The 18596-nt window shown below is 62.5% G+C and carries 18 protein-coding genes and 2 pseudogenes; 12 read left to right on the top strand and 8 right to left on the bottom strand.

Features of this window, described 5'->3' with window-relative positions:
* Window positions 1-150 precede the first annotated feature (150 nt).
* Genes EYS21_RS23005 through EYS21_RS22995 form a run of 3 tightly spaced genes read right to left on the bottom strand, consistent with a single transcriptional unit; the run spans window position 151 to window position 2068 of the window.
* A complete protein-coding gene (locus EYS21_RS23005) occupies window positions 151-741 on the bottom strand; it encodes an RraA family protein (protein WP_131135557.1) in 591 nt (196 codons plus the stop codon).
* A complete protein-coding gene (locus tag EYS21_RS23000; protein ID WP_131135556.1) occupies window positions 738-1403 on the bottom strand; it encodes an RraA family protein in 666 nt (221 codons plus the stop codon). Before EYS21_RS23000 ends, EYS21_RS23005 begins: the two co-directional genes overlap by 4 nt.
* Window positions 1403-2068, bottom strand: a complete 666-nt coding sequence (locus EYS21_RS22995) for an RraA family protein (protein WP_131135555.1) — start codon at window positions 2066-2068, stop codon at window positions 1403-1405. Before EYS21_RS22995 ends, EYS21_RS23000 begins: the two co-directional genes overlap by 1 nt.
* Before the next feature lie 78 nt (window positions 2069-2146).
* Between EYS21_RS22995 and EYS21_RS22990 the strand changes: the two genes are divergently transcribed.
* Window positions 2147-3043, top strand: coding sequence for a LysR substrate-binding domain-containing protein (locus EYS21_RS22990; protein WP_131135554.1), 897 nt, complete (start codon window positions 2147-2149; stop codon window positions 3041-3043).
* A gap of 56 nt (window positions 3044-3099) precedes the next feature.
* On the opposite strand, the gene EYS21_RS22985 is transcribed toward EYS21_RS22990, so the two are convergent.
* Together EYS21_RS22985 and EYS21_RS22980 are read right to left on the bottom strand one after the other, a co-directional pair.
* A complete protein-coding gene (locus EYS21_RS22985; RefSeq protein ID WP_131135553.1) occupies window positions 3100-4437 on the bottom strand; it encodes an MFS transporter in 1338 nt (445 codons plus the stop codon).
* A 26-nt stretch (window positions 4438-4463) separates the two neighbouring features.
* Window positions 4464-5734 (bottom strand): annotated as a pseudogene (locus tag EYS21_RS22980) (M20 family metallopeptidase).
* A gap of 86 nt (window positions 5735-5820) precedes the next feature.
* Between EYS21_RS22980 and EYS21_RS22975 the strand changes: the two are divergent.
* The 9 genes from EYS21_RS22975 to EYS21_RS22940 all read left to right on the top strand — a co-directional run bounded on the left by EYS21_RS22975 (window position 5821) and on the right by EYS21_RS22940 (window position 12783).
* Entirely contained in the window at window positions 5821-6828 is a 1008-nt protein-coding gene (locus tag EYS21_RS22975) for an AsnC family transcriptional regulator (RefSeq protein ID WP_131135552.1), read from the top strand.
* 190 nt (window positions 6829-7018) lie between these two features.
* Window positions 7019-7426, top strand: coding sequence for a hypothetical protein (locus EYS21_RS23535; RefSeq protein ID WP_165478396.1), 408 nt, complete (start codon window positions 7019-7021; stop codon window positions 7424-7426).
* A gap of 9 nt (window positions 7427-7435) precedes the next feature.
* Entirely contained in the window at window positions 7436-7582 is a 147-nt protein-coding gene (locus tag EYS21_RS23530) for a hypothetical protein (RefSeq protein WP_165478395.1), read from the top strand.
* Between the two features lie 5 nt (window positions 7583-7587).
* Entirely contained in the window at window positions 7588-8259 is a 672-nt protein-coding gene (locus EYS21_RS22965) for a helicase associated domain-containing protein (protein ID WP_242633583.1), read from the top strand.
* 96 nt (window positions 8260-8355) lie between these two features.
* Window positions 8356-8640: a hypothetical protein gene (locus EYS21_RS22960; RefSeq protein WP_131135551.1), complete on the top strand. Its 285-nt coding sequence runs from the start codon at window positions 8356-8358 to the stop codon at window positions 8638-8640.
* Entirely contained in the window at window positions 8630-9670 is a 1041-nt protein-coding gene (locus tag EYS21_RS22955; protein ID WP_131135550.1) for an ATP-dependent DNA ligase, read from the top strand. Before EYS21_RS22960 ends, EYS21_RS22955 begins: the two co-directional genes overlap by 11 nt.
* A gap of 73 nt (window positions 9671-9743) precedes the next feature.
* The gene (locus EYS21_RS22950; RefSeq protein ID WP_131135549.1) at window positions 9744-10271 is read left to right on the top strand and encodes a hypothetical protein; all 528 of its coding nucleotides are present in this window, start codon (window positions 9744-9746) and stop codon (window positions 10269-10271) included.
* A 414-nt stretch (window positions 10272-10685) separates the two neighbouring features.
* Window positions 10686-11813, top strand: a complete 1128-nt coding sequence (locus tag EYS21_RS22945; RefSeq protein WP_131135548.1) for a DUF262 domain-containing protein — start codon at window positions 10686-10688, stop codon at window positions 11811-11813.
* The gene (locus EYS21_RS22940; protein ID WP_165478394.1) at window positions 11800-12783 is read left to right on the top strand and encodes a hypothetical protein; all 984 of its coding nucleotides are present in this window, start codon (window positions 11800-11802) and stop codon (window positions 12781-12783) included. The genes EYS21_RS22945 and EYS21_RS22940 overlap by 14 nt, the downstream gene beginning before the upstream one ends.
* Window positions 12784-12873: 90 nt before the next feature.
* On the opposite strand, the gene EYS21_RS22935 is transcribed toward EYS21_RS22940, so the two are convergent.
* The 3 genes from EYS21_RS22935 to EYS21_RS22925 all read right to left on the bottom strand — a co-directional run bounded on the left by EYS21_RS22935 (window position 12874) and on the right by EYS21_RS22925 (window position 17648).
* Window positions 12874-13956, bottom strand: a complete 1083-nt coding sequence (locus tag EYS21_RS22935) for a BsuBI/PstI family type II restriction endonuclease (RefSeq protein WP_165478393.1) — start codon at window positions 13954-13956, stop codon at window positions 12874-12876.
* Window positions 13928-15700 carry an Eco57I restriction-modification methylase domain-containing protein gene (locus tag EYS21_RS22930; RefSeq protein ID WP_131135545.1) on the bottom strand — a complete coding sequence of 591 codons (1773 nt, stop codon included), beginning with the start codon at window positions 15698-15700 and terminating at the stop codon, window positions 13928-13930. The genes EYS21_RS22935 and EYS21_RS22930 overlap by 29 nt, the downstream gene beginning before the upstream one ends.
* A 607-nt stretch (window positions 15701-16307) precedes the next feature.
* Window positions 16308-17648: a hypothetical protein gene (locus EYS21_RS22925; RefSeq protein ID WP_131135544.1), complete on the bottom strand. Its 1341-nt coding sequence runs from the start codon at window positions 17646-17648 to the stop codon at window positions 16308-16310.
* Between the two features lie 382 nt (window positions 17649-18030).
* On the opposite strand from EYS21_RS22925, the gene EYS21_RS22920 reads away from it, so the two are divergent.
* Window positions 18031-18330, top strand: a complete 300-nt coding sequence (locus EYS21_RS22920; RefSeq protein WP_131135543.1) for a transposase — start codon at window positions 18031-18033, stop codon at window positions 18328-18330.
* Between the two features lie 44 nt (window positions 18331-18374).
* Window positions 18375-18596 (top strand): annotated as a pseudogene (locus tag EYS21_RS22915) (hypothetical protein); the annotation flags it as partial.

The raw sequence follows: 18596 nt of genomic DNA, 5'->3' as shown, positions 1-18596 counted from the left end.
GGGGGGGGCTGGGGGCGGGTGCGCCCATGGGGGTGGGGAGGGGACCGGGGGCGGGGCGGCCCAAGGTGGCAGGGCGGCGGCTGGATGCCGCGATGCGCTCGGCAGCCCCCAGGTTTGCGTTAGCAGTGATGGTCACGGTGGTTTTTCCGATCAGAGCGAGTAGATCTCGAGGGTGGTTTTACCGGTGCTGATCTCGATGAGGAAGCGCTGCTCGTCGGCCACGCGCTCGTCTGCCTTGTCCAGGACCGATTCCACGGCGTCCTTGGGAAGGACCACGACGCCGTCGGAGTCGCCCACGACCAGGTCGCCGCTGCGGACGGTCAGGCCGCCCACCCGAACCGGGGAGGAGAAATCGCCGGCGTAGTCCTTGGCGGTGCCGACGACGGTGACGCTGCGGGAGAAGACGGGAAAGTCCATCTGGGCCATTTCGTCGCTGTCGCGGACGCCGCCGTCGATCACCAATCCGGCGATGCCGCGGTGCTGGGCCGCGGCGGCGAGGATTTCGCCCCAGTGGCCATGCTCGGCGCCCTGCATGTCAACCACCAGGACGCTGCCCGCCGGTGCTTTCAGGACTGCGTGGTGCAGAGCGAGGTTATCCCCGCCCACGCCGCGGACCGTGAAGGCCGGCCCGGCCACCTTGGCGCCGCGCCAAGCCGGCTTCATCCCTGGATCGCAGGCGCAGGGCAGTTTGGCTGCCTCGTACAGGGTGGCTGAGGAATGTCCTCGGGCTGCGTTGTTCACTTGTTCCTCCACTGAAGGTCGTGGTATCCGAGGTCCTTGCGGGCCTGGACGAGGGTGGATCCGTTCTTGACGGAGGCGACGATGCGGGCTTCGGTCTCTTCGATGCCTTCGGCGATCTCTGCGATCTCGGCGGCGCGGGCCTGCGGCACCGCAAGGGCGCCGTCGGCGTCCGCGCAGATGATGTCCGACGGCGAGATGCGCACATCGTTGATGGTCACCTCGGTCTGGACAGCCACAAGCTGGACGCGGTCCTTGCCGGTACGCATGAACTTGCCGCGGCTGAAGAGCGGGTAGTTCTGCTCCAGCGATGTGGCGATGTCGCGGCAGACGCCGTTGATGATAGTTCCGGCGATGCCACGTTCAGCGGCCACCTCGGTCATGATGCCGCCCCAGACGGTCACGTCGGTGCGTCCCTCGTTGTCGATGACGATGACGGCTCCCGGTGGGACGTCGTCGAGGAAGTCACCCACGCTGCCGCGCCCTTCATCGGCCGGGGCGTACTGGACGGTGAAGGCCGGTCCGGTGGCGCGGAAATCATAGGTCAGGCCGGCCAGTCCGTGGAGTGTGCCGTGGAGGCCAAGAGAGTCCATCGCGTCCGAGATGGACGCGGTGGGCAGTGCCGCCAAGCGTGCAATCACGCTGGCTTCGGTGGTCGTGTTCATCAGTGCTCCTCCGTGATTCCTGCCAGGCGCGCGTCGCGCATGGCTTCGTGAAGTGCGACGCCGGCCCGAAGGTCGGCGGCGATGGCCTGCTCGCGTGCGGCCACGCCTTGTGCACGTTCCAGCACCTCTTCGAGGTGGCCGCCGGGGACAACCACGACGCCGGTCTCGTCTGCCAGGACCAGGTCACCGGGGGTGACGGTCACCCCGCCGAGCTGGACGGGTTCGCCGGTGGAGCGCTGCTGCAGCCGCCCGCGGGCGGTGGCGGGAATGCGTCCCTTGGCGAAGACCGGGAAGCCGATTTCGCGGGCTTCGTGGACGTCCCGGCAGGCGCCGTCGGCAACAACGCCGCGGACGCCGTTCAAGGAGGCACCCAGGCTCAGGAGCCCGCCCCAGCAGGACACGTCCGTGCGGCCATCGTTGGCAACCACGATCACGTTGCTGCTGTTCGCGTCGGCCACGGCCGTTGCTCCGATGTGGGCGCCGGACGGGCCGGGGGTATAGGGCTCGAGCTGGACGGTGACAGCGAATCCCGCGATCTTGGGCGTTCCCCAGACCGGCAGGAATCCGGCCTGTCCCGGCGGCAGGCCGAGTGCATCAAGGGCGTCCGACACGGCTGCTGAATCAAGCGCTGCGTAGTGTTCCAGGAGAGTTGTTTGCGAAGTCATGCTTCCAGTAGACAGGCCGCGATCGATATAGTGAAGGTCTAGTTCTGTATTGCTGAAAGACGAAAGGCGACTCGATCCATGGTTGAAGTCCGGCAGGCCCGGTATTTCATTTCCGTCGCCGAAGAACTGCACTTTGGGCGTGCAGCGGAGCGGCTCAACATGTCCCAGCCGCCGCTGAGCCAGGCCATCCTGCAGCTTGAACGCCAGCTCGGGACGGACCTGTTGACCCGTTCGAGCCGGTCGGTGCTGCTGACGGACGCCGGAAAGCTGTTCCTAGATGAGTGCCGGCTGCTGGTGCAGGCCTCGGAGCGGGCCGCGGAAGTGGCCGCCCGGGCCAAGTCCGGCATGGCGGGCACGCTGCGCATCGGCTCAGTGACCTCCGCCTTTGACCGGGTGCTGCCGGAGGTGCTGGAACGCTTCCGGAACGACTGGCCCGATGTCGAGCTGCAGGTCTCGGAAATCGACACCCACCACGGCCGGGACCGGCTGCTGCGGCGCGAAATTGACGTCGCGATCATCCGCCAGCCCGGATCCGACCGGGGACTCACGTCAGTGCCCCTGCGCCGAGACCGGTTCGTCGTCGCGATCCCCGCCTCGCATCCCTTGGCGGGCGAACAGGGGGCGGTGGACCTGGCCCGGTTCCGGGACGACAGCTGGGTGTGGCTGCCCCGTGCTATTTCGCCTGATTACCACGACGAAATGGTCGCCGCCTGCCGCCAGGCCGGCTTCAGCCCGCAGGCCAGGCACTTCGCCAATTCGATCCAGTCCCAGCTGGCCATGGTGGGGTGTGGCCTGGGCGTCACCCTGGCACCGAACTCCTCAGTTGGCGCTGTCCACGGCGGCTTTGTGGGGCGGGAACTGTCACAGCGTGTGGACCTCGTGGAGCTGTCCCTGGTGAGCCGGGCGGGCGAGCCAGAGCCCATCACCAAGCACTTCATCGACTGCGCACAGCAAACCGCCGACGGCCGGAACTGATCCGGCCGTCGGCGGTGGCGTTGTGTTTGTGTTGGACGGTTCTGCCCTGACGTGCGCTACACGGTGGAGAGGTCCATGCCACGTGTTTCGCGCAGCTTCACCACGGTCGCGGCACTGACCAGGAGCAAGAGAATCGTGTAGAGGCCGAAGTAGTTGTTGCCCGCAGCGCCGAACCAGGCGCCCATTCCTGCCTGCAGGTAGGCGGCTGTGCCACCGAATGCGGCGACGCAGAGGGAGTAGGGGACGGCGACGCCAATGGTCCGCACGGAGGTGGGGAAAAGTTCGGGGTAGACGGCCGGGGCGATCGAGGCCAGTGCGCCGATGAACACCAGCATGACGGCCATGGCTACGCCCAGCTGCCAGGCGGAGTCCCGCACGAACCATGTAGCCGGGAAGAACAGCGCTGCGCTTCCCAGGCTGCCGATCAGCAGGACGGGCCTGCGCCCGATGCGGTCCGACAGCCGTCCCCAGAGCGGCAGGACCACGATGAAGACAACGTTGGCGGCCACGCCGGCCCAAAGCGCGCCGCTTGCATCGATGCCGAGTACTTTGATGGCGTAGGCCGGGGTGGAGATGCCCCACACGTAATAGCAGACGGTGAATCCAACGGTCAGGCCGATGATCTGGAGGGCCGGGCGCCAGTTGCGTGCCATGTCCGCGAGAAGTCCGCCACCAGCCTTGGCGGGTGCGCCTTTCGCTTCGAAGACCTCGGATTCATCCATGCGGGAGCGCATCACCAGGGCAACGAGACCGAACACGGCACCCAGCAGGAACGGGATCCGCCAGCCAAACGCGGCCATCTGCGAGGATGCGAGGACGCTGGAGAGGACGGCGCCCAGCAGGGTCCCGAACAGGATCCCGGCGGTGCCGGAAACGTAGATCAGCGACGCCCAGTAGCCGCGGCGGGAGGCCGGTGCCATCTCGGACAGGTAGGCCTGGGCGCTGGGCAGTTCACCGCCGTGCGCCAGGCCCTGCAGGAGCCTTGCCAGGAGGAGCAGCAGGGACGCTCCCGCGCCCAAGACGTCGTAGGTGGGAAGCAGGCCGATGGCCAGCGATCCGAGTGAGGATACTCCCACACAAAGGGTCATGGACGCTTTGCGGCCGACCTTGTCACTCATCCAGCCGAACACGAAGCCGCCGAAGGGGCGGGCCGCGAAGCCGACGGCGAAGATCGCCAAGGTGGAGAGAAAGGCGCTGGTGGGGTCCTCTTTGCTGAAGAGCTGGGTGGAGATATAGGACGCGAAGGTCGCATAGATCGCCCAGTCGTACCATTCGACAGCGTTTCCGGCGCCAGTGCCGATAAGTGTGCGAAGGATGCGGCGGGGAGCTTTGATTTGCAGGCCGAACGTTTCTGCCGCGGCCGGCAGCGGGGTGGTGTGGCGGGAGTGGGTCATTGGGGACTCCTTGAAGGGCAGGTAGGTTAGGCCGCGACGAGGCGATCGAGCGCCAGCCGGGCGTAGAGGGCGGTTCCATCGGACAGGACGGCGTCGTCGAATATCGCGAATGGTGAGTGGTTATAGGCCGCAGTGGCGTAGTCAGTGCCGTCCGGGACGCCGGAGAGGAACAGGAAAGCGCCAGGTACTTCGGCCAGGACGCGGGAGAAGTCTTCGGAGGCGGCCAGCGGGTTGGCGAGCTCCTGGTAACGGGATGTGCCGAAGAGCTCTTCCGCGACGTTGCGGGCGAAAGCGGACTCGCGGCCGTCGTTGACGGTCAGCGGGTACTCCTCGATGTAGTCCACGGTCACGCCCAGGCCGTGGCCCGCCGCGATGGATTCCAGCAGGCGGGGGATGGACGTCTTGAGCAGTGCCTTGGACTCTGCGGAGAAGGAACGGATGGTCGCTTCGAAGCGGGCGGTATCCGGGATGATGTTGCGTTTGGACCCGGCCTGGAGCACGCCTACGGAGACCACTACAGGATCGAAAACGTTGAACTGTCGCGTCACCATGATCTGCAGCGCCATGATCATTTCCGCGGCCGCGGTCACCGGGTCTTTGGCAGCATACGGGGCCGAACCATGGCCGCCGGCCCCCTGGACGGTGACCACGAGCCCGTCCGAGGAACTCATGGCGGTTCCTGCGCGGGAGAGGAACGTGCCGCCGCCGGCCAACGAACTCATCACGTGCAAACCGTAAGCAGCATCGGCCGGCGACCGGCAGCGTCCAGAATGCCTTCCCGGATCATGACGCTGGCTCCATCGAAGCCCTCCTCGCCCGGCTGGAACATCAGCACCACGTCGCCGGCCAGCTGGTTTCGACGGTCGGCGAGCAGGTGAGCCGCGCCCACCAGCATGGACGTGTGCAGATCGTGCCCGCAAGCGTGCATGGCCCCGTCGATCCTGGAGGAGTAGTCCAGACCGGTCTGCTCCTGCACAGGGAGCGCGTCCATATCGCCGCGCAGCAGCACGGTTGGACGCTGGGCTTCGTCGCCCGAATATCCGGCCCCGCGGAGGACGGCAGTGACCGATGTGGTGTCCTTGCCGGTGGAAATCTCGTAGCCCAGTCCGTCCAGAGCTGCCAGGACCTTCTCCTGCGTGCGAGGCAGGTCCAGGCCGATCTCCGGATCCTGATGCAGGCGATGCCGCAGGTCCACCACGTCACCGGAGAGGGCGCGGGCGTCATCCAGCAGGGAAACGGTGAGGTCGGCGGAGGAAGCAGGTAGGGTCACGGCGCTTCCTTTTCGTTGATGGGTCATATCTCGAGAGTGAGGTGACTACGGTCACCTCGGCGCTATATCCTAAGAAAACTGCAACTGCATTGCCAAAAACCGAAGGATGCTGCATGGAACTCCCCTTTGAGGATCTGGAACTGGTCCACGCGCTCCAGATCGCGCCGCGGGCAAGTTGGACCCAACTGGGCTCGGCGCTCGGACGGCACCCCACCACCCTGGCCACCCGCTGGGACAGATTGCGGGCAGATGGTCTCGCATGGGTCACAGGGCACCTCGGGACTTCAGCGTTGCAGGGCTGCATGGCGTTCATCGGCGTCGAGTGCCAGCCGGGACGGCGGAGCGAGGTCTTGGAGCGGCTGTGCGCCATCCCGGAAATCAGCACCGTGGAGGAGGCTGCGCGCGCGTGGGACGTCCGCCTGACCGTTCTGGCCCGGAACTGGCAACAGCTGAGCCGGGAGTTGCTCCCGCTGGTGCGGGCCGAGCCGACAATCCTGCGCACACATGTCACCGTGGCCACGCAGCTCAAGGCAATGGGCAACAATTGGCGCCTGGATATCCTCAGCCCTGAGCAGCACCGCCGCGTGGCCGCACTCCACCCCCAGGTCGTCCGGCCGCCGGGGGCGACGCCGCCCTACTTCGAGGAAATGATGGCCGTTCTTGGGCGCGACGGAAGAGCCTCGGCCGCAGAGATCGCCGAGGCGACGGGAACGCATCCCACCACCGCAACCCGGCATCTCCGCCAGGGCATCGAATCGGGATTGATAGCACTCCGCTGCGAACTGGCACAGGAGTACTCCGGGTACCCGGTGGCCTGCCAGTGGTATGTCCGCGTACCTGCCGCCCAGCTTCAGGCGGCCGTGGACTACCTGCGATCGCACCGCACGCTCCGCCTCTGCGCGTCCACCACAGGGGACGCCAACCTCACGTTTTTTCTCTGGCTACGCACCCCGGGGGACATCCCCGACGTCGAAGCGGGCCTTCAAGCCGCGGCCCCCGGCGCACAGGTGCTGGAGTCCGAGGTTGGCGTGCGCACGCACAAACGCATGGGCTGGCTGCTCAGCGAGGATTCCACGGCGACCGGAGAAGTGGTGGTGCGGACCGGCACCTCTGTTCTCTAGAGGTAGCAGCCAATGCTTCCGGACGTGCCCAACATGGCTCATGCCGGCATCCGCGTCGGACCTGCCGAAACGTTCTCGAAGGGTAGATAATTGGCCTCCCCGGCACCGGCTCGGCGTTGCGGACTTTCACGCTCCGCCGTCAACCACTCGCCACCCAATGGCTGCTCGAGTCCATCGACGACGGCAGCTGATGCCCGCCCCCATCATCGGCAAACCCGTGTCCGACCAGATCTGGGAGTCCATCAGGGCCGAGTTCACGCTGCCCACCCTGGAGCAGGTCCGGCGCCGGCTCACCGAACTCATGGAAGACACCGACCCGGTCATGCGGGAGCTAGTCCGGATCTTTATCGGTGAGGGCACGTACTGCCCGGGCTTCCAGTTCCTCCCCGGCGGCCAGATCCACCCCACCGTGGCGTCCCTGTTCCGGCACGCCCTGGAACTGAAGATCGCGCACAACTACTTCACGGTCTGGATGATCACACCCTCCCAGGACCTTGGCGGAGCACGGCCGGTGGATTCACTATCTCGGGTACCGCAGCTGCACCGCGCCCTGGAGGGCTTCGCCGCACAGCTGCCGGGGACCGGAAGAGCCAACTAGGCTGATCCGGTGGAACTCACCGGAACGATCCAAATGGCCGATGGCAGCACCGATCACATCAGTGCCCAGGGCGATGACTACGACAGCGCTAAGGCCGCACTTGAGGCCGCCATCCCTGAAGGCACGAAGCTGATCGCCATCCGCAAAGGCAGCTGACCAGGTTGCCCGCACACAGGACAGCGCCGCACCCGGAGTGGGTCCAGATGTACCGGCAAGGCCTCACCACCACCAAAATCGCCGCCACAACCGGTGCCGCCTCAAACACGGTCCGCTACCACCTGGCCATCGCGGCCGCTGCGGACCCGTCTCTCAGGGACGAGCATCGCACCGCCGCCCGCCCAGCACGGACCACGCGGATCACTCCCGCCGGACTACAAAACCTCAACGACACCCTCGCCCTATACAAGGCCGAAGGCCGGCTTCCCTCGACCAAATCAGCCACCGCACGGGAACGGGCTTTGGCCACCTGGCTTGTCAACCGGCGCCAGGACCACGACCGGGGAACCCTCTCCCCCGTTTACGGTGACGGCCTGGAGGAAATCCCCGGCTGGGAACTGCGGACCCGCACGTCCAAAGACGAAGCCCGTTGGAACCAACGCATGCAAGAACTCACCGCTTATATGGCTGCCGGGAACGACTGGCCGCGCCACAAACGGACAGACACCGAAGAAGAACGGGTCCTGGGCATGTGGCTGCACATCCAACGCATGAAATACCGGCGCAACGAACTGGACCAGGACAAATCAACACAGCTCAACACGCTCCTGCCCGACTGGCGGGACAGCAGGACGCGCGGCCGCCCGCCCGGATCCCCCAACCTCCGACGCGGCTGATCGACTGAAGTCCTCTAGCTGGCACACCTCGCATCCGCCCTGTGCCTGCAGGGGCGGATCACTGACAACTGGGCCCCGCGTGCGTAGCGTGGGGCCATGGGACTCATCTACGACGATCCAACGCTGGCCGCGCTGACACTCACGCGCATTGCAGCTGAGGAATCCGAAGGCCCCACAGAGCTGACAGGACGCATGCACACCGTCCTGGACGACCTGGTGCAACGCAACGGACCCGAGTACCTCGCCGAGCTTGTCATTGTCCTGGCGCGTGCCCGGTTCATCTCCCTCGGTGACCTCGCCCGCACCACCGGGACCAGTACAGCCCAATTGCTGGACGAGGCTGAGGTCGAGGCACTCGAAGGCCTCGACGATGGCATCTAATCCGCCGGTCGGGACCGGGCTGCCGGCTGGGCTTGTCCCGCCGGTGAAAGTCGCACTGGCCCGGGCCGTCACGAAGATGCCCCCGGCTGGCGCCCTGCCGGGGACGCTCCTCTTTGAGCCCAAATGGGACGGCTACCGGGCGGTCGGAGTCCGTGACGATACCGGGGCCTCGTTGCGGTCCCGGCAGGGAAAGGACCTGACCCGGTACTTCCCGGAACTTGTTGCGGCTATCGCATCCGCGGTACCCCCGGGGTGTGTGATCGACGGCGAAGCGGTGATCTGGACCCAAGGGCGGCTGGACTTCTCCGCGCTGCAGCAGCGCCTGGGAGCCGGTCCCAAGACCCTCCCCGGACTGGTCCGGGAGACGTCCGCCAGCTACGCCGCATTCGACGTCCTGGCCGTCGCCGGACACGATGCCCGGGACCTGCCACTACACCAGCGGCGGGCGCTCCTGGAAGAACTCGCCAGCGCATGGAAGCCGCCGCTGTCCCTCTCCCCCACCACCACGGACTCCGTCGTAGTGGCCCGGTGGTTTGAAGAGCTGCCCAGCACGGGAATTGAGGGGTTGGTCATTAAGAGAACCGACCAACCGTACGCCGGAGGGGTCCGGAGCTGGTTGAAATTGAAGCACAGGGAAACCGTGGAGGTCGTCTGCGGGGCGGTCATCGGACCGATTACCCAGCCCTCCGAGGTCGTGGCCGGCCTGGTCTTGGACGGTGCGCTGCGGATCGTCGGCAGATCCGCCCCGCTGAAGACAGCGGCCGGCCGCGAGTTGGCACGGTGGTTGGAACCGCCCCGTAGCGGACATCCATGGCCCGACACGGTGAAGGGCACAACGCTGGACCAGTTCAACCGGGACAAGGAACCCGTACCACTGACGCTGGTGGAACCCGTGGTCGTGGAAGTCTCCGCTGACACAGCCTGGTCCGGCCGATCCTTCCGCCATGCCCTCCGTCTCGTCCGGGCGAGACCCGAGCTCTCCCCGGCGGACATCGGCCTGCCAGATATGCTCCGGCCAGCCATTCACTAAACGCTGCCATGGTTTTTGTCAGGGGTTCCTGACACGCTGACTGTCAGGATTACCTGACAGAAGGGTGCGGGCTATGGGTTGGATCTCAACCGACAACGAACACGAGGGATGGGCGGCTCCGGTGGCACCGGACGGGCGCCTGTCCGCGTCATCAACTGCCGGCGGGATGCTCTTCAGGGGCGTCACCGGGCACTACCCACCAGACGAGATGCTGCCCGATTACGAGGTAATCCCGGACAGTCAGATCATCGGCTGGCGTGGGCAGTGCGAATGCGGCTGGCAAGGCGAGATGTGGGAACGGGTCACGTCTCGGGCTGCCGCCAACTTCAGCCACCGGCGGGACTACTTTGCCCTGGACGAGTTCGCCACTGCTTCCAGCAAGGTCGAAGACGCCATCCACGACGAGTGGAAGACCCACATCGCTCCCTCGGAAGCCGTCCTAGGTGTGGAAGCAGCGGCGCGTGAATACACCCAGGCTGGCCACCGGCTGGACAAGACAGTCGCCGCCGCCAAGGCCGCCGGAGCCTCCTGGGCCGATATAGGCCGCGCCGTTGGCATCAGCCGTCAGTCTGCACACGAACGGTGGGCCGACAAGCAGTGACCCAGTACGGCGGTGCGAAGGCATTTTGCCCCGCCGAAGTGGAAGCTCTGGAGGCTAACACTTAGGGGTCGTGCCGCGCCGGCAAGGCTCACTGGCTTATGACCAGGGATCATAGAGTCGGACTCAGTGCGCGCAGAAACCGCCGGAGGGTCCTGGACGAATATTGGCCGGGCCGTAGGAAATCAGCCGGCAGTCCGCCATCGAGCGCAGGGCTCAAAAACACTGAACCTGATGGAATCAGCGAATCGAATCTGGATGTTATCTCCCCTCCCGATTTTGTCGTCGATGGGCCCCGCCCAGCCTGGCCGTCTGAACAAGTGGGTGGTGATGAAACCGGGTTGCACACTCATGCATGCGGCAACTAATAGACTTCCCAATAGCCTGTATAAAGCTACCGAATAGGAAGAGGTCTAGATGGCTGACGAGCCACTGCGCAGAGTAGAGCGTGTTGTGACGACGTACGACGTGACCTGGCTGCTCGATCTGCACAAGAACGGTCAGCTTGACCTCGACCCGGCGTACCAGCGCAAAAGCGTCTGGACGCCCAAGGATCGCCGCTTCTTCATGGACACCGTGTTTAGGAACTATCCCTCGCCGGCGATTTTCCTACACAAGACCATCGATGACTCGACTGGGAACACTACTTACCACGTCGTAGACGGCAAACAGCGCATCCTGACGATACTGATGTACGTCACGAACCGCTTTAGCCTCGCCGAAGACTTCGGTGATCGAAACTTCGACGGCAAACGCTGGGGAGATTTCGATGCCCATCCTGCTATCAAGCGACTCCTGTGGAATTACCGGATCACAATTGAGGAGCTCGACGACGCGAGCTTTCCGGACATCAACGATGTCTTCTCGAGACTGAATAAGAATGCGAACAAGCTGACAGCCCAGGAACTACGCCATGCTCGCTTCGATGGCTGGTTGATCACGTTCTTGGAAGATGAAGCACAAACACCTGTCTGGAAGAGCTTTAAGATCCGTACGGCCGCTAAAGAGAAACGCATGATGGACGTGCAAAATATCTCAGAGTTGGCGGCCATCATCCTGCGCGACGAAATTTCCGGCTTCAGTCAGGATGACCTGGATCAGCTCTACGCTGACCACGACGACCCGAGCGCCGAGGAGAGCGAGTTCGACACAGAAGCCTTCATCCAATCGTTCTCACGCGTTCGAACCACACTTGAGGAACTCGAAGAACGATCCCAGCTTGTGTCCCAATCCGCACAGCCCTTCTTTAACATCTACACACTGTGGGCTGCACTCCACAGAACTCCATTGGACGAAGGCGAGCTTGACGTTTTTGCTCACCGTTACACGGAATTCATGAATGCTGTGAGGAAATTCGAGTTGGATGATGCGACCGCCGAGGCGCCAACCTTCCGAAATCTAACGGGACTCGACCTGGCGGTTGCTAAGTACAAGGCGGCATCGGTCGGAGCGACCACCGATGAGCCTAAGCGCAGGGAACGGCTCGTCGCCTTGGAGTCGGCCCTCTTCCCGCAGGCGAAGAGCACCAACGATGAAGATCGATGAACAACTTCGAACGACGTACAAACGGCAGCGGGCATTAGCCGACAGGCTAAAAAACGAGGTGGACAAAGAAATCCTTGCTCGAAAACCCAGCTCGTGGCACTACGAAAGCAGGAGCAAGGAAGAGGAGAGCTTTGCGCTGAAAATAGAAGCGGGGCGAGTCAAGAATCCAGATGCAATCGAGGACGCCTTCGCGTGCGTCGTAGTCGTCCCAAACTACTCAGATATAAAGGATGCGGAACGTCTGGTCATCGACTTGTACGGTTCGCCTGCCTACAAGAGGCCTCAATCTCATGAGATCACCACGAAGGCTCCGTCGGACTTCCGCTTCGACGACCTGCGCCTCTATATGAAGTATGTCGAGCAAGGTTATGGGCCGCCAACGGGGCTTGCCGGGGTCATCTTTGAAGTGCAGGTACGCACATTCCTTCAGCACGCGTGGACGATCGCCACACATGACGTCGTATATAAGGCTGATAACGTCAGCTGGCGTCGTGAGCGTGTGGCACACCAGGCGAAAGCAGCACTGGAACAGGCTGAGGTAACCATCGAAAGCATGGCGGCATTGGAGCTCAGCGCCGCGTTGCCGGAAACCAATGACCAGTTCACGCTGATCAACGAGATCATCTCAACCCTAAAGAGCCACTGGGAACGTGATCAGCTTCCGCGAGATGTCCGCCGGCTAGCTGAAGGGGTCTACGCCCTATTGCGGAACGTCCGACTTAGTGACGGTGACTCTTTTCGAGAGTTGCTTGACGTTGGGCAGGCCAAATATGGCGGAAGCCACAACCTCAACTGGTCCCCATATCGTTCCATTTTGCAGTACTTGGCAGAGCAACAGCCTGACAGGTTGGCGCGGTTCCTCACGAACAAGAAATCAAATGGCTCCGCGTTCGTGTACGACGCAGTGCTCGCCGAGATGGGCTTGAATCGTGCAGGCGCTCCCCGCGCAACAGTGCTCGGTACCGCTTAGAGGTAGGCGCACTGCAGTAACCGCTATTGGACCGGTAAGGCTGTCGGGGACCAGAATCACATCGATTAGGGTTTCGCGAGGGGCCTAGATCTAACGGGAGTTGCCGAGGTCAACAACGTTGTCCGGAATGGTCGTCTCGATTGCGTTCCAAGCCAACTCGCGAGTTGGTTCATCCAGGTACCAGGCATAGGTTCCAACAGCCAGGTCCATGAGGTGTCTCCTCGCTGCCGAATCATTCCTTGAGATGAATGCATTGAGGAATCGCAGTTGTTCTGGCCGGATGCGCTGAGTCTGCGCCCATTCAATGAAGTTCTGCTTTCGACGCTCATCCACTGGACCGCCGGTAGCCACCGCTTCGATGATCCAGAACTCAGCTGGGCGATGCCCCATGTCAACGATCAAGGCATCAGGCAACAGGTCTGAGACGTTGATGTTGATTCCGACCGCGGCCAGGCGACGCTCGTCAACGTAGGCCTTCTTGTCGCCCGGTTCACTGATAGTTAGGACTGCCGGCTCTCGGAGTCGCTGTTCAGCCCAAACCTCAATCACGCCTTTGAGAATGAGAGAGGACTCACCCGGCGACAGGTGGCGCACGTCCCCGCTGGGCAGCACAACGGAAATACTGGACGCAGCGCTCTGACGTTCTCTGGCTATTACCGCGCGAAGCCGCTGTTCCGGGTCCATGGTGGTGTTTGTCCAGGCATCAATCGCTTCCCTGAGAGTGTCGCCCTCTAGGGCAGGATCGAAGAGCTGGGCAAAGCTCCTTCGCATAATCCACCGCGCCGAACCCGCGTTCGTCTTGACCCCGATGCCCTGACTCATGGCCCCAAATTGGGCCCCGATAATGTACAGGCCTTTTCTGATCGTCTCGCGGCTGTTTGTTGCGTACCACTGCTCCGTTTCGACGGACCATTCCCTTTGAAGGGCAGTCGCGGCTGCCTGGCCGATGAGATGAGCCCTGTACCAAGCCCGTCTCTTGTCCGGGTCTTCGATGCTCAACAGCTCAGCGTTCATCCAAAGTCCGGTGGTCGGCCGGGCGTATGGGAGGCTTTCGTCCAGTTCGGTTTCATCGTCTGGCATGACACAGCCGGCCCATATCAAGCCTGCCACCGTCGCAGCGGACATGGGGCTCGAGAGTGAAGTCTTAAAGCCCTTCGGGAAGATCAGGCCCAATCTCTCCTGGCAAAGCTCGAGGGTTACTACGGGCAGAAGATCTGACAAGGGTTGCTCCAGGGTTGTAAGCCGCCGCGACGGCTTTCTCAAGCTCAAGACCATGCAAGGCCTCCCATGAAGCCAATACAGTGGCGTCGGGAAGAGGCAGAGCGTCGATCTCATATGAGCTGACGGCCACAGATCCGGAAATGCAGCGCATCAGCCGGTCCATGGTTTGCGTTTGCAGTATCCGGGCCAGAGCGGCACGGGAAATCAAGGGCACATCAACGGTGGCGCGCAAGACATTCAAGTGATTCTCGATGACGACTCTCCCTCCGAATTTATCCAAGGCTTCGCGGTCCAGATCCGCCGCAACGATGCGACGAGTTTGCTCAGGGGCGGTCGTCCGCTGCACCAAGACGGCAGGTTCTTCCAGAACCATCACCGCAGGATCTGACTTTACGGTCAAGGCCAGGAAGCGCATTGCGTCACGCGCCCGGTCCCGATGAACTTGGCCGCCGTCCACGTCTGCTCCCCACAAGACGGGCACTCGGTTCTTCGCTTGACGCGGGTACAAGTCATCCTTGCGGCGGTTCCACACCAGCGGCCCTGTGGAGGCATGCCATCCAGCTCGTTCCAGCGTCAGCGGCATCCGGCCGGCGGCAGCGGCCGTTGCAGCATCGCAGGCCTCGCGAGGAAGCAGCCACGGCCCATCCCCACGAGGCGCAGGGATCTCAGCAACGTGCTCAACATGTCCATTGGATCGGGTCACTTCGACCTTGCGGGTTACTTTGCGCCGGAACGTCACTAAACAGGTCTCCTGGAGCACCCCAGCGAAGACGCCGTTCCGCCCGTCTACGAAGTTCATGGAGTGCATCGGCATGGTTTTCGCAAGGTGGCCACGCAGCTTGTGAAAATATCTTCCTGCCGTGAAAGAAGTCGGAACCAGGCAGGCTAGGACACCGTCCGCCAAAGTGTTGTCAGCCCCGGACGCCATGAACATGCCGTAAATATTCGCGTGCCCATAGAGCACATGTGCGAAGTCCGTCCTCTGGTCCACGGCAAGGCTCAGCCTGCCGTAAGGAGGATTCATAATGGTGGCCAGAGCCTTTTCCCTGCCCACCGCAAGGCCATCGCCGGTCTCTGCAAGAATAGGGATCGGCCTCCGGCGAGCCTCTGGAACACGCGCCAGAGGATGAAGGGCTTCAGCCCCCAAAATCACATTGGTAAGCCACGCTGACCAGGGATCCATGTCGATGCCGTGAATCAATGAAGGCAACCCACGAATGGTAATAGCGGGGTCGTCATTGGTTGTCGCTCGAAGATGTTCACGAAGCGGCGGGAACAGAAGGGAGCCAACTCCGCAAGCCGGATCCCGAATAAGACCTGCTAGACGGCGATCCCTCCCACGCGTGAAACCCAGGGCTGCCCGAGTCATTTCCCATAACCGCTCAGTCAGGATGGTGGGCGTGTAGTGCTTTCCCTCTTTGGAGCGCTCGGCGTTCGGCAGGGAGTTAACGTACAGGGCACCGAGCATGTCTGGGGTCGTTGAGGCATCCACGCTTTCAAGCCCGAAAGCGCCGTCCACTGGGGCTGGAGGCTGCGAGGCCAAGGCCTGCGTGACGTCAGCCCACCGGCCAGAGAGTCCTGCCTGGTCAGCTTTGATTTGCCACCAGTCACCGACAGACGCCAGTACGGCCTTTGTTCCGGGCCTCAGAGATCCGAAAGCATCCGCTTTCGATTCCACTGCTGCCTGGATGGACACGGATTCTCCTGCTGTTCGGACTAATGTTGGGGGCGCGCCCGGAAAACCGGCTAGCGCCCATGAAAAGAGTACCGGGCGCACCCGCCTTCCGCCTGCTCGACCCACCACGCCGGAGGACTCCTCGGACTGCAAATCCGTGCCCCAAACCTGAGTGGACGCTGGACCGACGGCCACTTGTGATGAGGCTGACGGCTCGGGCCTGATTACGTCTCAGGCTGTGCCCCCGTCGGCGGCGAGAGTGCTAGATGCGAATCGCTACCTTGCGACCAGTGCTCGTCGCACCTGCTTACTGAGTGGGACATGCACTCCCCCGACCGGTAGCTGCGGCAACAAGTTTTCATGGGTCAATGTGTCTCTCGCGCGTTGTACCTCAAAAATCGGAACCAACTAGTGTGCAGATGCGCCGGATTCCAGGGTTGCCGGTATCGTCGTAGCTCCTGGCCCGGGGGCAGCACGGGAATCGTCGGCAGTGATTGTCGAAGCGCCGAGCCGCTGTTTGAATCACCCTAAACGAAAGCCGGCAGCACCGGCTGAGAGTTCGATGAGGGGCCGCTGCCGTCGCGAACAGGGCGTCGGGCCTTAGCCGTGAGAACGGCCGCTCCTTCCGCTACTGGTCGTAGATGACTTTCAGCAGTTCTTGGGTCGGGCTTTCATATATGTCATATCGCACAAGGGAGGTAAGGCATAAGGTCGCAGGATCCGCTCGCATTGCACCGGCACTCACCCCTAATAGGTGAGTTGTTGCCTTTGCAAGCAGGTCTTCCAACACGGGCAATGAGACGTTGTTCGGGTCGTCCCACCAATAGGGCTTTTCGTGAATATCCCCAGATGCCCCAGGCGGTTCAGTCAGCAGATTTTCAGGAATCCCGCCTCCCTCAACGACGTGAGCCTGTAAGTCGGCATACAAGGAGTTAATGGCTAACTCGGTTCGAGCCGGCGAGGAGCCATTAACTCGAGTCGCGCAGAGCAGATGTGCAAGCCATACCGAACCCGGCAGACGATACCTTGGAGGAAGCCCTGAAGATCGTTCACGGGCAAGAAGACTGCTGAAATCTTGAAGAACCCAGTCCCGTGAAGCCGGGTGAGCGGTAAGAAGTGCCGCTGTGAGGGCGTAGTCGATAGGCGCGACTCCGATGACATACCAGTCGTAGTCACGGTCCAACCCGAAGGCAGCGTCGATTACTCTTGGGCCGAAGCGGGGACCGGTTGCCCAGCGCTCGAACGCGAAGGGACCTTCGCTGTCGGGTATGTCTCCCGCGTAGATTCGTAGTCCTACTTCGAAGAGACCGGGGATATATTCGCCAGGTCCGCCCCCATATCCCTCTTGCGATAGGTGTTTCCTGTCTGCATCGGCTGGCAGCTCGTCGAGGTATCGCAGCCTGGACACAAAAAGATCTAAGTAGGAAATGTCATTCCGGGCCATGTTGGCGTAGTCGTGTAGGTAGGGAGCATCAAACCGCAATTTCTCAGCGAGTTTCAATGCGTCTTTGACAGTGGAGCGACCACCCCAAACCGCATTATTCAGAGCGGCCGCCAGCGCCGCTGGTTGTAAAAATCTACTCACGCGACGATGCTGCCTAAGGATGTCTAAGGCCAACGCGGATCGATCGTCCTTGTCGCCAAATCTGTACACACGATAGTTGTGCTGTCCCCATGCGATATGAGCATTCCGGATGCGTTCGTTGGCTTTGGACCCTTTCAGGACTAGGTGGAAGAAAAAGAGCGGCCGCGGCAAGTCAGACATTGGGCTTCCATAGACCTTCATCGCATTATTCGCGAGGCCAGTTGAAGCCGTGCTCTCCACTTCAAAGATAAAAAGGGGTACGTCGTTGGAGTCCGCGGCCGTCCAGGACAAGTCGACTGCCGCTGATTGACCAACTGTATGCTCGCGCTGCGCCGAGTACCCGAGAGCTACGCCTAGTTCATACAGTGCCTCGATAACTGCCAAACCCTCGGGGCGTGTGTGTTTCAGGTGGGCTCTCCTCTCAAAGACGTCGTTTCCGTTACTGGGTCCGCATCGGGCACCGAGGCGCAGGCAACGTGTTGACTCACCTTATGACTTTCACGTGGGCAGCGATATCGCAACTACGTAGACGTTTATCAGCCGTCCCACATCCTTGGAAACGAGACATCTCTAGTGGAACGCTCCCCCGGTACCCGCGAATCGCAGGCCTCCACGCAACTTGGCCGTACCGTTTGTTGTCCCACAACCGTCGCCACAGTTACCCGTTAGAGTCGCAACTTTCGGTCCGATGCACGGATTGTGGCGCGTGATCGCGTTTGCGGTCGTATGGTTTGGTGAGACAGCTTGATGGGAGCTTCGCATTCAGATGAGTACGCGCAGGAAAAAGTATGATGCCGATTTCCGTGCGGAATCGGTTCGGCTGGTTTTGTCTTCGGAGCGTCCGGTGAAGGAGATCGCCGAGGAGATCGGCGTGAAGGAAAGCACGTTGGGGAACTGGGTCCATAGGTACAAGGACACGGAACGGGTGACCTCCGTTCCAACGGAGGATCGGGGGCCTGTGCCGTGGGACGAGCACCAGGAGGCGTTGGCCGAAAATGCCCGGCTGAAGGCCGAGGTCGAGTTCCTGGGAAAAGTCAGCGCCTTCTTTGCCGCGAAGCAAAAGTAGAGGATTTCTACGATTTCATCGAAGCGGAGAAGGCCAACCATTCTGTGGTGTGGCTGTGCCGGGCGTTGAGGATCTCCCGGGCCTCGTTCTACCGGTGGCGGACACCGGCCGAGCCCTCACCCCGGGCCGTCCGGCACGAGGAGCTGGTCACCGCGGTCACCGAGCTCTACACGAAAGAGGCAGGGCGCGCCGGCCGGGACCAGCTGACCCTGCTGCTCAACGCTGCAGGGACCAAAGTTTCCTCCCCGACCGTCGGGGCCATCATG

Source organism: Arthrobacter sp. S39 (genome assembly GCF_004320525.1).
Lineage (GTDB): Bacteria > Actinomycetota > Actinomycetes > Actinomycetales > Micrococcaceae > Arthrobacter.
This window is presented reverse-complemented; position numbering and strand designations above follow the sequence as displayed.